This window comes from Rhizobium brockwellii, from assembly GCF_000769405.2.
In the GTDB taxonomy this organism is placed as follows: Bacteria; Pseudomonadota; Alphaproteobacteria; order Rhizobiales; family Rhizobiaceae; genus Rhizobium; species Rhizobium brockwellii.
In genome coordinates this window covers 510,127-525,941 of record NZ_CP053440.1, presented here as the reverse complement: position 1 = coordinate 525,941, position 15,815 = coordinate 510,127, and the positions used below count along the sequence as shown (strand labels likewise).

Sequence of the window (15,815 nt, the reverse complement as noted above, 5' to 3'; positions counted from 1 at the left end):
CTGGCTCTTCAAGCTGGGCGGTTGATCTCATCTGGGTGTGATAACCGCGGGATCGACGGCCACACCAATATCGTTCTTCGCGGCTGGCGCAATGCTCTTTTTTCCAGCGCAAAAGGCCAGGACCGCGAGCAGCGCGACGCCGCCGTGGACCCAGTAGGCAAGCTCGTAACCGCCGATATTGGTCAGCCAGCCGGCGACGATGTTGCTGAGCGAGGCGCCGATCCCCTGCACCGTCATGACAGCCCCGAGCCCGACATTGAACCGCCCGGTGCCCGCCAGTATTCGTTCCGCCGCGATGGGTGTGGCAATGCCGATCAGCCCTGCCCCGACACCATCCAGAATCTGCACCGGAAAGATGACGGCAAAACTGCTGAAAGAACCCGCTATCGCGCCACGGATCGGCAGGGCCAGCAGTGCGATAAGAAAGATTGAAGCAAGACCGAAGCGGCGAATGAGGAACGGTGCTGCCAGCGCCATGGCAATCATCGAAATCTGGGAAACCCCCGTCGTAATGGCCGTTGTCCGAAACGGTGTGCCAAGCTGGATCGAAAAATCCTGCGCGATGAGCCGGCTGATCGGGGCATTGCCGAAATGAAAGATCATCAGTGTCACAGCGAGCAGGATCAGCCCCTTGCTGCCGGCCAAAAGTGCGTAGCCTGACGGACCAGGGGCGCCGTCGTCATGGGCAAGGCCACGCGCAACGTCGTGATCGATCTTGCCAGGATCGATTGCGATCACCGCCATCACCGTGGCGACCGCCGTAACGATCATCAGGCCGATAACGCCGTTCAGGCCAAACGCAAGCGTCGCGAAATAAACGCCGGCCAGAGAGACGACATTGCCCGTGTGGTTCCAGAATTCGTTCCGTGACACCTGGCGCGAGAAATGGCGCTCGCCCACAAGGCCAAGCGTCATTCCCATCAATGCCGGTCCGACAACCGCACCGACAATCGCCGTCGCCGACTGCCCGCCGAAGACCGACGCATTGCCGGGGCTCGCAAGCGTCCAGAGAGCTGCGGCGTTGACAAGCACGACGGGGACGATGATCAGCATGCGTTTACGGCGCGATGAGTCCACCCAGGCACCGAAGAGCGGGGTGGCGACCATTCCCAGAATGCCGCCGAGCGTGGCAATGAAGCCGAGTGTCATCGGCGACCAGCCATGAGTGGCCAGAAAGCCGTCGAGGAAAGGTCCCAGGCCGTCGCGGGCATCCGCGAGGAAAAAGTTTAGGAAAGCAAGGGACACCAGGGACCGGCCAGTCAGGCGGGTGTGGGGAACAGATTGCATGTTGGCGTCCCCATGCGCTGAGTGATCAATCATCTGCTGCTAGCCGCCGGTAACGGAGCATCGCCGCTAAAGTTCCGAGCGCCGACGACTTGGCCATTGCGGCCAGACGTCATTGGAGGGGCGCGCGCGATGCGGACCGTCCGCCGGTAGACCACAGCGCCCTCGGTGCGGCCTGTGTATCTCGACCACATAACAAGCGTAGGAAGCATCTGAACGCATTCGCGATCACCGCCTCTACCCGACGCCTTCGATTGAGGCGGCAATAACACGGCCTAGCACCGAACCATCAATGCCTTTTCCGCTATACGATCTGGCAGCCTACGCGGCCTGGGAGCTAGGTGCTTGGACCCTTTGAACGGATCGGAACTCTCGGCACCTCATTTCTTGCGCCGAAGTTCATGATTTGGTTTCAGCGATTTAGCGATCAGCTTGGTCAGGAGGTCAGCGCATTGTTGAGGTCATGCAACCCGACCAGCAGCATCATCGGGTCGGACGGGGAAGGCAGGAAGCCAACCGCTTCGTAAAAGGCTCGTGCGCCATCCGAGATCGCATGGACTAAAACGCCGCGAATCCCAAGTATCTCGGCGGCATTGATCAAGCGCAGACCTGCGTCGCGCACTAACGCCTTGCCGAAACCACGTCCCTGATAGGATTGATCAATGGCAAGACGTCCAAGCACGGCGACTGGTATCGGATCAGGCATGTTCCGCCGGAAACGTCCCGGTGCTTCCGATTGCTTTACCGCGCCGGAAGCGAGCGCGTAGTAGGCGATGACGCGGTTGGCCTCACACACGACGAAGGTACGCGATGCGCCGCTGGCCTGATTGGCGCGGGCGCGGAGACGCAGCCAATTATCAAGCTCAGGGACACCAGAATGGAATTCAGCTAGCTCGTGATGATCAGCAAGCGGCGCGGGTACGCTTACGGTCACGCCTCATCCCACGGCGCTTTGGTCGACATGGTGCGTTTAAGACGATCATTGGGCTGTGTTGGCGCATCGAGCCGGGCAAGATACTCTGCGTAGACTTCGGCGCTGACAGTGAAGATCGTCCGGTCAAGCAGTACTTCCTCGGCACGGCGCTCGGAAGCCTCCAGCATGAAATCTGTACGTGTCTTGCCTAGCATCTCAGCGGCGCGGTCAATCAAGTTGCGCGTCGCAGGCTTGATGCGCATATTCAGCGCCACGCTTGCGTCCGGGCTCTTGCCTGTGTGCGAGGTCGGCATGGGAAGCTCCTGTCTAGAAGGACCATATAGCGTAAAGACATCATCTTTACAAGGCAGGTTCGTAAAGATGATGTCTTTACGCGTTCATTCTCGGCTCTTGAAACGATCAGAACGCCGGACCCACTATTTCGACTCCGTGAGATAAAATGATTTATGGAACTCTCGGGTCAACGGAGTGATCAGTGACCCGCAAACAAGATTGGCTAACTTCAGCCACGCGAGCAATCCAGCAGGAGGGCAACCAGCCGCTTCTGAGGCGCGTTTTTTGCGCCAGCTTTAGATCAAATCACGGTAGCGGCAATGAGCGCAGCATCCTCAGGCTCGATAGGTTATTGGGCCAACTTCATGACATCATCGACCGATCCGCCGATGGGCCAGGCAGCCTCAGGCATCTGATATTCGCAGCCTAATAGTACCTTCGATGCTAAGTCTTCCTGGCCGCTCCGAAACGCAACGATCGCTGTATTTAGGCCGACCTGTTTCAGCGCAGGTAAGATATCCATATCGGCTACCGTCAATTCTTGCGATTTGATCACAGCGTCCAAGTTGGTGCCAGAAATCGCAAGTAATATGCGCCCCGGCTGTATCAAGACCTCTGAGCTCGTATAGCCAAGAGCCGAAATTGGCTTTTCCAGGCTGTAGAGATCCATGGAAGGCAAGGCGAATTCTTTCTTTGGCGCAGCAAAGCCGGGCACGGAAGCCTCAAGGTCTGCCGGCAAGTTCTTCACCTCCCCAGAGGGCAGTTCGCAGGTCAAAGCATGGACCAGGAGACTATCTTCGGCGCGCGCCTGACAGGCTGCGGCAATTGCCACAATCAACATGATTCCGGCTTTCAATTTGAGTGCCACGGGTTTCTTTCTGTGTTGGCCCTATTAAAAGTGGCTTGCTGGATCCTTGTTGACGACTTCGTAAACATGGAGGCGCGGCTTGAGTGGATAGGATTTCCTAACTTACAAGTGGAACTCCGCCATTGGGTAAGCCGCATTAAGCAGCGGTGCTGGGATCAAATAGGCCTCATCCGGCCTTCTTCGGTCAAGGCTTCAATGAGGCCGTCCCCGACTGAAAACGTCGCCTTCGGCCGGTTGCAGGTCGCACAAGACTATCTTCCAGATGCTGCCTGATAAAATCACCGCAGCGATCTTCTCGGCCGCCAGCATTCCCGCCAGCAGGTGGGTGGCTCTAGATTGCATGCGCTCCGATCACCGGCGTTCCCGCGCCTGCCAGTGGCGGCGCCCCTCGCTCAAGTTCCTTGACCTGCCGCGGCGGATCGAAGCGCAGAGGTCGGGCGTTGGTCGAAGCCGTTTGATGTGAGATTCCGTGGCTTTTGCGACCTCACGAACCGCTCTCGCCTTCGCTATTGAGAGCCAGCGCAGAACGGATGCAATCAAGCAAAATCTGTTGGCCAAACGGTTTTGTCAGGCAGCCGACGATGTCTGGGCCCAATGCAGACGCGCGCACATTCTTTTCCGGAAAGGCGGTGACCAGAACAGTCGGAATGCTCTTGCCCAGCGCGACCAGCCGGCGGTGCAGATCGAGCCCGCTCATTCCCGGCATATTGACGTCCGTCACGAGGCAGGCCGTGCGGCGGATATGAGGGAATCTCAAGAAGTCATCCGCGGATGAAAAGGTCTCGGCATCAAATCCCATCGACCTCATGAGCCCCTTGATAGCCTCCCGCATCGACTCGTCGTCGTCGACGATCGCAATCAGAGGTCTCTTGGTTGGCACTGCCGCCTCCCAATTTCGCCGATCAGCATCATCCCGAATTAGCGTCGTGGCGCGCTCGACAGCATGGATTTAGTATTGAACGGCGACAAAGGCGGCGCAAGCTATACGATCGTATAGAGAAGACTTGCGGCAACGAGCGGGGCATCCGCCCAAAAAGTGCCCGTGTCCCGATTGCGATACTCCGGCGAAGGAATTCTTTCGATCGTCGCGATGTATGCTCGATCATTCGGCACAGCGTCGCAGGTCCTTAAGGTTTGCCTGCCTCGCGCCGCCCGATACTTGCAGCACGCGTCCCCTTTTGACGGTGGACGCAGCCATGTGGCGCATCGGCGCGCCACGGCAGACTCCAGGACGCGCAGGCGCTTTTGGGGACCGCCCGCATCTAGCCTTGTGGCCGAGGTAATTATCGCGCATTCTGTTGTGCGACGAAATCCGTTTCGGCACTAGCGAAGGAGAGAGGAGGAGTGTTCTCATCGCATGACTGGCGCTCTGCTGGTTGGGCTTCGCCCGCTGCTGCTGCAGTGGGGGTGGATAGTATATATCTCAAGACGTCGATTCACCTTGAGGGCTCTGACGATTGACCGAGGCGCCAGCGACCATCATTGTCATCGATGATGACCCGGAAATCCGCGAGGCGCTTGGCAGTCTGCTGCGTTCCGTCGGCTTTGCCGTCAATCTCCTCGCTTCGGTGGGCGACTTCCTCAGGTCTGGGCGACCCAACGGACCCACCTGTCTCGTGCTCGATGTCCGGCTTCCGGGACAAAGCGGCCTTGATTTTCAGCTCGAGCTGTCGCGGGAAAATATTCAGCTGCCGATCGTCTTCATCACCGGGCACGGCGACATTCCCATGTCTGTCAAGGCGATGAAAGGGGGCGCGGTCGAGTTCCTGACGAAACCGTTCCGAGACCAGGATCTGCTCGACGCCGTTCACGTCGGCCTGGCGCGCGACCGCGCCTGGCTTGAAAATGAAAAGGCATTGGCGACGGTGCGAGCGCGTTTCGATAGCCTGACGCCGCGGGAGCGCGAGGTGATGGCATTGGTGGTAACCGGAAGGCCCAACAAGCAAATTGCCGGCGATCTAGGCGTGAGCGAGATTACCGTGAAGGTTCACCGCAGCCAGGTCATGCAGAAGATGGGCACCAGATCCCTGCCCGAACTCGCGCGTATGGCCGATAAGCTGATGCTCGCTCCGGGAAAGCCGCAAACGCAGTTATAAAGGTCTTGGCCGCTGGTATAGGTCACCCCCTCCGCATTGGTAATCGATCCTTCCTGGTGGCCAATAGCCCCGGCGGGAGCCCTGCCGTATGGTGCGCGTTCCTTTCCCCCCTCCTCCCAGAGGCCGGATCGCCACCGATCGGCCCGCCTTGGCCTCCCACCCCGCGGGAGGCTTTCTTTTTGGCCTCGGTCCCGGCAAGACACTTTCGACTCCAACACCGGCAACGGTTCGCAACTGACGGCGCGACCATGCGCGCGGTGGAGTAGCTTAGACCATCGCCCCCGTCATTATCGGGGCCTAGGATGACTTCGCCGACATGACTCGCCGGGCAGAAGTTCGCCGATGGGTATTCGAAAGTATCGCAAAGACGAAACCACGGTATAATTTCCCATCGTCCCGTCTATCGCTAGAGTCTATTCGTTGCCTCGGGAGATAGGTGGCGAATCCCCCCGTTGCTACCACCAAGCTTCGGCGCTCCCTCCATCCGGAGCTCTGCGGGTCCCCGACCCGCCCGACCGCCCAGCAGCCGCTGGGCGGTCCTTCGTATAGGTGGACCACGTATCGAACGGGCCGGCGATGGCCGCTCGTTGTTGGGACGACCAGGCGAGATGTGGTAAGAAGGTGGGGGAGTGGTCGCGGTTTGTCATATATGCTCACCCTGGCTAATTTGACTGAAGGATCTCCGAACGAAAGTGAAGGTGCCAGATGCGACACTCGAGATGACGAAGTCGGCAAGCAGGCACATGTTTTTTCTTCGGCGTTGGTGGAGATGGGAGTTTGGAGGTTCTTTGGGAGGACGGTGATCGCGTGTTCCACCGGGAATGGCGCCGGGGCACCGACGGCCAGTGGAACCCGGTGCTGGTCGTCCTTTCGGCCCTCGAGTACCCGACACCTTCAAGCTTCGGCCGCCTCGACCATGAATATGGATTGAAGGACGAACTTGATGGTGCATGGGCGGTGCGACCGCTTGAGTTGGTGCGCGAAGGCGGTCGGACCATGCTGGTGCTCGAAGACCCGGGCAGCGAGCCGCTCGCCCGGAGGCTCGGAACGGCAATGGAAACGGAGCTTTTCTTGCGCCTCGCGATCGGCATCGCCGCTGCGCTCGGCAAGGTCCACCAGCGCGGTCTCGTCCACAAGGACATCAAACCCGCCAATATCCTGGTAACGGGCACGGGCGTTGAGGTGCGGCTAACCGGCTTCGGGATCGCCTCGCGCCTCTCCCGCGAGCGGCAGGCCCTCGAGCCGCCCGAAGTGGTCGCCGGAACGCTTGCCTACATGGCACCCGAACAGACCGGGCGCATGAACCGCTCGATCGATTCCCGCAGCGACCTTTATGCGCTCGGCGTGACGCTCTACGAAATGCTTACCGGGAGCCTGCCCTTTTCCGCCTCCGATCCGATGGAATGGGTGCATTGCCACGTCGCACGGCAGCCGACACCGCCCAACGAGAGGGTGGTGAATGTTTCACCGGCGGTCTCGGCCATCGTCATGAAGCTGCTCGCTAAGACGGCCGAAGAACGATACCAGACGGCAGGCGGCGTCGAGCACGATCTGAGCCGTTGTCTCAGCCAATGGGAAATGCAGTGCCGGATTGACGCATTCGCGCTCGGCGAACGCGATATCCCGGACCGCCTGCTGATTCCCGAGAAGCTCTACGGGCGGGACGACGAGGTCGAGACCTTGCTCACTGCCTTCGAACGCGTGGTGTCGAGCGGGGCGCCGGAGTTGGTGTTGGTTTCTGGCTATTCCGGCATCGGCAAGTCAGCGGTGGTCAATGAACTCCACAAAGTTCTGGTGCCGCCGCGCGGCCTGTTCGCGTCCGGCAAGTTCGATCAGTACAAACGCGACATTCCGTATGCGACCCTGGCACAGGCGTTCCAAAGCCTTATCCGGTTACTTCTCGCGAAGAGCGACGCCGATCTGGCACCCTGGCGCGAGACGCTGATAGAGACTCTGGGACCGAACGGACGGCTGATGGTCGATCTCGTCCCCGAACTGAAGCTCATCATCGGCGACCAGCCTCCGGTGGCGGACCTTCCGCCATCGGAGGCACAACGGCGATTTGAGCTCGTATTCCGGCGGTTCATTGCTGTCTTCGCCCAGCCGGAGCATCCGCTGGCACTGTTCCTGGATGACCTGCAGTGGCTTGACACAGCGACGCTCGATCTGCTGGAAGATCTCTTGACCCGGCCGGATCTGCAACACCTGATGTTGGTTGGTGCCTATCGCGACAACGAAGTAACCGCCGCCCATCCGCTGATGCGGAAACTTCACGCGATCAAAAGCGCCGGCGGCAAGGTCGCGGAGATCACGCTTGCGCCGCTTACCAAAGGCTATCTCCAGCACTTGATCGCGGATGCGCTCTACTGTCAGCCCGACCGTGCAGACCCGCTCGTGCAAATGATGCACGACAAGACTGGCGGCAATCCGTTCTTCGTCCGTCAGTTTCTATTTTCGCTCGCCGAAGAGGGAATGCTCACCTTCAATCATGACGCGGCATGCTGGTCCTGGGATCTCGAGCGCATTCACGCCAAGGGATACACCGACAACGTTGTGCACCTCATGGTCGGCAAGCTCGCGCGCCAGCCACTCGAAACGCGGGAGGCGTTGCAGCAGTTCGCCTGTCTTGGAAACATCGCTGATACCACGATGCTTTCACTCGTCCTCGGGATCCCGGAGGAGCAAGTCGCCGGGGCCTTATGGCCCGCCGTCGCTCATGAGTTGCTCGAGCGGCTGCCGGATGCCTACCGGTTCGTCCACGATCGCGTTCAGGAGGCCGCCTATTCGCTGATCCCGGAGGAGCGACGCGGTGAGTTGCACCTCCGCATAGGGAGACTGCTTGCGGCGAACACCGCGCCGGGGCTGATTGACGATTATGTTTTCGAGATTGTCAGCCAGCTCAATCGGGGAGCCGCACTGATCACGTCAACCGAGGAGCGCGAGCAACTGGCCGAGTTCAATCTGCTGGCTGGCAAGCGCGCCGAGGCGTCGACGGCATACGCCTCGGCGCTCAACTATTTTGTCGCCGGCAGGAAGCTGCTGCCCAAAGACGCCTGGGAGCGCCGGCCCCATCTGACCTTCGCGCTTGAGCTGAACCGAGCCGAATGCGAGTTCCACCTGGGCGCGCTCCCGGACGCGGAGGAGCGGCTGGCTCAGCTTTCCAATCGTGCTCTCTGCTCCGACGACCAGGCTGCTGTCGCCGGCCTGCGCATCGATCTCTATGCGGCGCTCGGTCAGACCAATCGATCCGCCGCGGTCGGTCTCGACTACCTCAGGCAGCATCTCGCCATTGACTGGTCGCCGCATCCGGCCGACGAGGAGGTGCAGCGAGAATATGACCGGATTTGGTCGGGGCTCGGGAGCCACGCCATCGAGGAGCTCATTGATCTGCCGTTGATGAGCGACCCAGCATCCTCCGCGACGCTGGATATTCTCACGCGGCTCGTGGGGGCGGTATGGCATACGGATGCGAATCTGGCCTGCATGGCAATCTGCCTAGCTGTGAACCTGAGCCTAGAGCGGGGTAACAGCGACGGCTCCTGCTACCATTATGTGTCGCTTGGCTATATTGCCGGGCCGCGCTTCGGCGACTATGAGGCCGGATTTCGGTTCGGTCAGCTAGGCTGCCATCTCGTCGAAAAGCACGACCTGAAGCGTTTTCAGGCCAGGACTTACAAAGACTTCGGGGCTCACGTCATACCGTGGACGAGACATGTCCGAACCGGCCGCGCCATCTTGCGGCGCGCGCTTGACATCGCCAACCAGAGCGGCGACCTCACGTTCGCCGGATACAGCCATGTCAGTTTGAACTCGAACCTGCTGGCAACTGGCGATCCGCTTATCGAAGTGCAACGCCAAGCAGAGATTGGCCTCGCGTTCGCGCGCGAGGTGCGGTTCCAGTTCGTTGAAGACCTCGCCAGCGCGCAGCTCGGACTCGTCCGGACACTGCGCGGGTTAACACGGAAATTTGGCTCCTTTGACGACGACGGATTTGACGAAGGTGAGATCGAACGCCGGTTTTCCGAAAATCCTAATCTTGCGGAAACCTGCTACTTCGTCAGAAAACTGCAGGCGCGGTTCTTTGCCGGTGAATATGATGCGGCCGTCGATGCGTCATTGCGGGCGCAGAGGCTGCCATGGACATCGGTGTCGCATTTCGAAGAAACGCCGGAGCATCATTTCTACGGCGCCTTGGCGCGCGCCGCATGCTGCGACTCTGCCGCAGCTGACCAGCGGGCCTGGCATACGGAGGCTCTGCTCGCCCACCACCGACAGCTTGAAATCTACGCGAAGAACTGCCCGGAGAACTTCGAGAACCGAGCCGGGCTGGTCGGCGCCGAGATAGCACGCCTTGAAGGCCGCGAAATAGACGCGGCGCGCCTTTACGAACAAGCTATCCGCTCGGCGCGCGCAAACGGCTTCGTTCATCATGAAGCCCTCGCATATGAACTCGCCGCCCGCTTTTATGCGCGAGGAGGCTTCGAGGACTTCACTCGTCTTTATCTCCGCAACGCGCGTGGCTGCTATCTGCGCTGGGGTGCCGACGGCAAGGTACGGCAACTCGACCAACTCTATCCCGACCTGAGAGGGGAAGAACGTGCTGCCGCTCCAACAAGCACCATTGGTGCACCGGTCGAGCAACTCGATCTCGCGACCGTTATTAAAATCTCGCAAGCCGTGTCGGGCGAGATTGTTCTTCAAAAGCTGATCGACACGGTCTTGCGCACAGCCGTTGAGCAGGCAGGTGCCGAGCGCGGCTTGTTGATCCTGCCGCGTGGCGGTGAGTCACGGATCACCGCGGAGGCCACGACGGGCGGTGAAACGGTCGTCGTGCGGATGCGTGACGAGATCGTGACGGGGACAACCCTGCCGCAATCGCTCCTTCATTATGTCTTGCGCACAAACGAAAGCGTCGTACTCGACGACGCCATGGTTCAGAATCCATTCTCCGCGGACCCTTACATTTGTCACCACCGTGCTCGTTCCATTCTCTGTGTTCCGTTGCTCAATCAGGGCCAACTTGCCGGGGTACTCTATCTTGAGAACAACCTCGCCCCTCGGGTCTTCGCGCCGACCCGGATCGTAGTGCTGAAGCTGCTCGCCTCTCAGGCAGCGATCTCACTGGAAAATACCCGGCTGTACCGCGATCTCGATGAACGCGAAGCCAAGATCAGTCGCCTCGTCAATGCCAACATCATCGGGATCGTCATCTGGGATATCGAAGGTCGCATCCTTGAGGCCAACGACGCGTTCCTCCGCATGGTGGGATACGACCAAGAGGATCTTGCCTCGGGTCGGCTATGCTGGACGGACCTGACGCCGGCCGAATGGCGCGACCGCGATGCTCGGAACGTCGCGGAGTTGAAGACGATCGGGTCGGTCCAACCGTTCGAAAAGGAGTACTTTCGGAAAGACGGCAGCCGTCTGCCCGTGCTGATGGGCGGTGCTCTTTTAGAAGAAAGCAGGAACGAAGGTGTCTCCTTCGTCCTCGATTTGACGGAGCGCCGGCAGGCCGAAGAGGCGTTACGGGAGAGCGAGGAGGCCTTGCGCGAAGCGCTGGTGCAACTGGCCCACGTAAACCGCGTCGCCACGATGGGGCAGCTCACAGCCTCCATCGCCCATGAAGTCAATCAGCCGCTCGCCGCGTCTCTCACCAACGCCCAGGCGGCCTTGCGCTGGCTCGCTACCCGTCCGCCGAATCTGGAGGAGGTCACTCAGGCGCTCGACCGGATTGTCGAGAACGCCAATCGAGCCGGCGATGTCATTGGCCGGATTCGTGCCTTGGTCAAGAAGGAACCCCCTCGCAAGGGGCAATTCGACCTCAACGAGGCCATTCGTCACGTGATTGCCTTGACCGGCAATGAAGTGCTCCGGCAAGGCGTCACGCTGCGGACCCAATTCGCGACGAGCCTCCCATCCGTGGAAGGAGATCGCGTCCAGCTGCAACAGGTGATCCTAAACCTGATCATGAACGCCATCGAGGCGATGAACGGCCTTAATGAGGAAGAGCGCGAGTTGCTGATCAGCACGGGGACAGAAGCCTCGGGAGGCGTGGTCGTCGGGGTGCGCGACTCGGGTCCGGGCCTTGACCCGCAAAGTATGGACTGCATTTTCGAGGCCTTCTACACCACCAAATCCAGCGGCATGGGTATGGGCCTGGCGATCTCCCGTTCGATCATCGAGGCTCATGGGGGCCGGATGTGGGCCACCGCTAATGGCCCTCGTGGGGCGGCGTTTCTGTTCACCCTGCCTCTAGAACGAGACGAAACGCCTGGCGCAACCCATGCCGACCAAATCGCGATGTTTGGAAAATAGGGCCAACAACTGGATGAAGCTCACGCAGCCAGTGCTCTGCGCGAGGTGTGAAGGCCGTCGGCGGGCCTCTCCTCTCCATCGCGAGACGACTGAGGTGCTGCCGAAGTTGAATTCACCTTCACGACGCGGTCTTCGGCATGTCCGCACCAGCAAAACGGTCTGGGCCCCAAGGTCGATGATCCTCGCGTACGGACCCAAAAACCCCTTCCAAGACGCGGAGCGCTTGGACTTAATGCATGGTCGCGGAACTCTCTGAAGGGCAACGATTCTCGAGGTCCTCCACAAGACGGACAAGCCCGAGGGAGTAGCACCAAAGACCGAACCGCGTCCCAGTAACATATAGGGTAAAGACAGATCTCCAGGCGTGCAAAGCTTGTCCCCAGGGAGGCGTGATTGCTTCGCTTGGCTTGGTGGAAAACGTCATCAAATGAGCCTCAAAGGCCGTATTCGGCCGTGATGAACCATCTGGCGGCATCTGGAGCGGAGAGGCCGGAACCCAGGGCCTAGCTTTCCCTTGTGCGCTGGGAAACAGCATCAACGGGACCAGCTCGATTTCGATTCGGTCGAGTTCATATGTCATGGTGCCAATCCTCGGAAGAATGCAAAGAACGACGCAAACGGTGCGACCCGTGGGCTCGCCGGCGGTGGACCCGCCGTCCGGAATGTCCTTGATTCAGGTACCCCGCTGAACTCCCCAGTGAGCTTGACGAAATGGCCGCGCGGGAGAATGTACCCTGACCATAGCAGTACGCTGCCCAACCTGCCATTGATCGGAGGTTAGGATCGGGTAGCAAATGGGAGGGGATGACTTATACGGGGGTTTAGGAGGCCTTGCTCAAGGCCGGCAAGCCACGTGATGGCTCTGCTGAAAAGTCGACCATCACCCGCGTCGCGATGAGATGCCCTCGGCTAAGACAGACGACCATGACGCCGATATCGCACTCATTTTCCGAGGGCAACACGCTCGAAAACGACTGGTTGAGCCTGGCATGGCTCCCCAGCGCCCACTTGTCTGCTGCGGCCGTATAATTTCCGCATACACAAGTATGATGGTTGACCTGTGCACTTTGTTTTAACGTTGCTCGTAAGTGCAGGCTTCGCAAAGCTGTTCATCCTCGCGCCGGGGTCGCTAGCCATTCACAGAACGTTGGAACTATGCCCAGTTCTCAGGTTCCAAAACCGTTAGGGAAGGACGCAGAATGTTGACGGTATCTCCGACTCCGATCACGCCCCGAGACGAGCGCGTTGTTACCGCCCACGAGGCGCTCGAGCCCCTCTACGAAAGACTGGCGCTGCACACCGAATCCACCTTGCTCTCGGCGGCAATGGCAGCCGGATGGCCAGCCGAGGAAGCAACGCGGGCGCTGGCCGCCCTTAGATTGCAAGATGCCCTCGGTATTCTTTGCCGAGCGAATAGAGGTCCACGCATATCGATGCACAGCCCAACGGCCGAATGAAATGGCAGTCCTGCGGAAGTCGCGCCCGCCCTCCGATGGCACGCCATGGTCGTCAAGCCATCCGTGGCGCGAAAGCTCTTCATCGAGGCCGCGGTAACTGGAAACACGAGCTGGGGAGGACTGTAGGAAGCGGCGGCAAGCGCATGGTGGATAAACCAGCGATGCAAGCGCCCGTTATACGAATAGATAGCGTGCCTGATTCCAACGCATCTCTTCATTAGCGGGTACAAGAATGCTCTACTGTGAGCGCCTTCTTAAAGGCAACGAGCGGCCTAACTCTTCGTGGTGCAAGAGTTCATTTGCCATCCGCTGAATGCGAGCCCTCTTCCTCTGCTGAGCTGCCGACTAGTGTCATGAGCCTCGCAGATGTCCAAGAGCCGCCCGGCAGCCATGTCTGATCGACCGCTCAGAATTGACGAAAGTCGTTACCACACGGAGGCCGTTCACGATGGCAGCGCAAAGATACAGCCCTTGCAAGAACCTCAACATTTACTGGACGGTGTTCGATAAAGTCATCGGACAGGCGGCCATCATCGATGGGTTTGTCATGGACATGCTCACCGCCGAGGAGGCCAATAACTTGGTCGATCTGCTAAACCGTGGCAGCCAAGTGAGCCACTGGTGTTTTGCCGAACGGTTTTAGGAGCAACCGGTGATCCAGCGCAACATCGACCGAGCTCCTCCAGGCGGTCGCGGATTTCACGGGCGGCTTCGACGACTGTCGAGAACCCGACATCAGGTCCAGGATCGAGGTCGAACACCAGACGGCCAGGCACTTCCGGCTGACCAGGCTCACAGTTCCAGGGATGCAGCTCAACGCGGCCGATCTGGGCCGGCGGCCGCGCAGCAATGCATTCCCACTCGATCCGGACCGCTCCATCGTTCTGCACGATGTGAGGAATGATCCCGCCAGCTTGGGGCAGCCGCCCCACCGAGTGGATGAAGGCAGGATCGCGCTCGGCGAGCGCGATCCTGTCTAGTGGACTGACGGGGAACAGGACCTCAACCGGCACCTCGTCAAGGATACGTCCTCTGCCGCAGTTTGAATGGCGGCAAACATAGCGGAGTGTCGGGATCGATCAGATCCGGGCGCCACCCGTCGCATCAATCATCTGGCCCGTCGTCCAACGCGCATCGTTCGATGCGAGGAAGGCGATGACGTCGGCGACGTCCTCCGCCTGTCCGACACGTGAAAAGACCGAGAGGGCTTCGGCGCCGGCGCGCGCATCCGGCGATGCCAGCCACTCGGCATTCATATCCGTCTCCGTTACACCCGGCAGCACGGCATTGACCGTAATCCCGCGAGCTGCAAATTCAGGTGCCAGCGCCAATGTCAATGTCTCCAGCGCCCCCTTGGAGGCCGCATAGGCGGGATGGGTCGGAGCCGCGATCCGCGTAAACCCAGTGGAGACATTGATGACACGGCCATTATCGCGAATGTGGTCGGCCACTGCCTGGATCAGGAAGAACGGCGCCTTGTAGTTAATCGTCATCACCTCATCGAAAGCAGCTTCGCTCGTCTGCTTCAACGGCAGTGCCGGCGCAATGCCTGCATTGTTCACCAGAATATCAAGAGCGGACGAGCCCGTCTCGGTACGCGCGGCTTCGCTGAACTGCGCCCAGAGATTGTCGGCCGCCTCCTTGCCTTGTCTCAGATCAGCCTTCACACCGACAGCCTTGACACCAAGCGCCTCGATGTCGCGTACGGTGGCATTGGCCGCATCCGCGTTGGCGCTGTAGTGCACGCCAATCAGCGCCGCACCCTCCTTCGCAAACGTAAGAGCAACCGCCCGACCGATACCGCGCGAACTTCCAGTGATCAGGGCTATCTTATTTACTAGTCTTTGAGACATGGATCTCACTCCGTTGCTAAATTAAATAGTGATCCCTATGATAAGAGGTGAAGCCAGCCTGTCAACTATTTAATAGGGGTCGCTATTTTAATGACGAATCCGGTCCGCAAACGAGGCAGACCACGCGTGCTTGATCGCGACGTCGGGCTCGACATCGCGGCACGCTTGTTCTGGGAACGCGGCTACGAAGGAACCTCGACGGCCGACCTCACGAAGGCCATGGGGATCAATCCGCCGACTCTCTATTCGATGTTCGGCTCAAAGGAGGAATTGTACCGTCAGTCGCTCGACTTCAGCATTGCCCGTGAAAACAGTCGCCGGTTGGAAATCTTGCAATCCGACCTCCCGGTTCATGAAGCCCTAAGCCTCTACCTTTACGATATCGCTGATGGTGACACCCAGCCGGACAGGCCGCGAGGTTGCATGGTCTCGACGGCGGTCCTGCAGCACGCGGAAGAGAATGCGTCAGTGGCGCGGATGACGGCGGCATTGCGCGAGACCTCGATGCAGACCCTTAAAGCTCGCTTCGACCGGGCCGTCGAGGAAGGCGAATTGCCGGCGCAAACGGATACCGATACGCTCGCGCGCTTCTATGGCGCGATTATCCAGGGCATGTCCGCACAGGCCTGCGATGGAGCCTGCAATGCGCGGCTGAAGCGGATGATCGACATCGCACTCACGGCCTGGCCCGGGAAGCGTAGCACCTAACGGGGAGCTCGGCCCTAAGGCTCGTGA

The 15,815-nt window shown here is 59.8% G+C and carries 11 protein-coding genes and 1 pseudogene; 5 read left to right on the top strand and 7 right to left on the bottom strand.

Annotated elements, in window-relative coordinates:
- Window positions 1–27 precede the first annotated feature (27 nt).
- The 5 genes from RLCC275e_RS26085 to RLCC275e_RS26065 all read right to left on the bottom strand — a co-directional run bounded on the left by RLCC275e_RS26085 (window position 28) and on the right by RLCC275e_RS26065 (window position 4,239).
- Window positions 28–1,287: an MFS transporter gene (locus RLCC275e_RS26085; protein WP_050516897.1), complete on the bottom strand. Its 1,260-nt coding sequence runs from the start codon at window positions 1,285–1,287 to the stop codon at window positions 28–30.
- Window positions 1,288–1,720: 433 nt separating this feature from the next.
- Window positions 1,721–2,218, bottom strand: coding sequence for a GNAT family N-acetyltransferase (locus tag RLCC275e_RS26080; protein WP_033184561.1), 498 nt, complete (start codon window positions 2,216–2,218; stop codon window positions 1,721–1,723).
- Window positions 2,215–2,511, bottom strand: coding sequence for a type II toxin-antitoxin system TacA family antitoxin (locus tag RLCC275e_RS26075; RefSeq protein ID WP_033184562.1), 297 nt, complete (start codon window positions 2,509–2,511; stop codon window positions 2,215–2,217). Before RLCC275e_RS26075 ends, RLCC275e_RS26080 begins: the two co-directional genes overlap by 4 nt.
- Window positions 2,512–2,840: 329 nt before the next feature.
- Window positions 2,841–3,359: a hypothetical protein gene (locus RLCC275e_RS26070; protein ID WP_245494083.1), complete on the bottom strand. Its 519-nt coding sequence runs from the start codon at window positions 3,357–3,359 to the stop codon at window positions 2,841–2,843.
- Between the two features lie 484 nt (window positions 3,360–3,843).
- Window positions 3,844–4,239: a response regulator transcription factor gene (locus RLCC275e_RS26065; protein ID WP_033184564.1), complete on the bottom strand. Its 396-nt coding sequence runs from the start codon at window positions 4,237–4,239 to the stop codon at window positions 3,844–3,846.
- 577 nt (window positions 4,240–4,816) lie between these two features.
- Between RLCC275e_RS26065 and RLCC275e_RS26060 the strand changes: the two genes are divergently transcribed.
- From RLCC275e_RS26060 to RLCC275e_RS26050, 4 genes are all read left to right on the top strand, one after another.
- Window positions 4,817–5,455 carry a response regulator transcription factor gene (locus RLCC275e_RS26060; RefSeq protein WP_033184565.1) on the top strand — a complete coding sequence of 213 codons (639 nt, stop codon included), beginning with the start codon at window positions 4,817–4,819 and terminating at the stop codon, window positions 5,453–5,455.
- Window positions 5,456–6,232: 777 nt separating this feature from the next.
- Window positions 6,233–11,770: an ATP-binding sensor histidine kinase gene (locus tag RLCC275e_RS26055; RefSeq protein ID WP_033184566.1), complete on the top strand. Its 5,538-nt coding sequence runs from the start codon at window positions 6,233–6,235 to the stop codon at window positions 11,768–11,770.
- A gap of 1,199 nt (window positions 11,771–12,969) precedes the next feature.
- Complete coding sequence (locus RLCC275e_RS34385) at window positions 12,970–13,227, top strand: hypothetical protein (protein WP_033184567.1); 258 nt, start codon at window positions 12,970–12,972, stop codon at window positions 13,225–13,227.
- A gap of 448 nt (window positions 13,228–13,675) precedes the next feature.
- A complete protein-coding gene (locus RLCC275e_RS26050) occupies window positions 13,676–13,870 on the top strand; it encodes a hypothetical protein (protein WP_033184568.1) in 195 nt (64 codons plus the stop codon).
- A 28-nt stretch (window positions 13,871–13,898) separates the two neighbouring features.
- Here RLCC275e_RS26050 and ligD read toward each other — a convergent pair.
- Together ligD and RLCC275e_RS26045 are read right to left on the bottom strand one after the other, a co-directional pair.
- Window positions 13,899–14,060, bottom strand: a pseudogene (gene ligD / locus RLCC275e_RS34380) (non-homologous end-joining DNA ligase LigD); the annotation flags it as partial.
- 246 nt (window positions 14,061–14,306) lie between these two features.
- Entirely contained in the window at window positions 14,307–15,080 is a 774-nt protein-coding gene (locus RLCC275e_RS26045; protein ID WP_033184569.1) for an SDR family oxidoreductase, read from the bottom strand.
- A gap of 90 nt (window positions 15,081–15,170) precedes the next feature.
- Here RLCC275e_RS26045 and RLCC275e_RS26040 point away from each other — a divergent pair, with 90 nt between their 5' ends.
- Complete coding sequence (locus RLCC275e_RS26040; RefSeq protein WP_033184570.1) at window positions 15,171–15,788, top strand: TetR/AcrR family transcriptional regulator; 618 nt, start codon at window positions 15,171–15,173, stop codon at window positions 15,786–15,788.
- Window positions 15,789–15,815 lie beyond the last annotated feature (27 nt).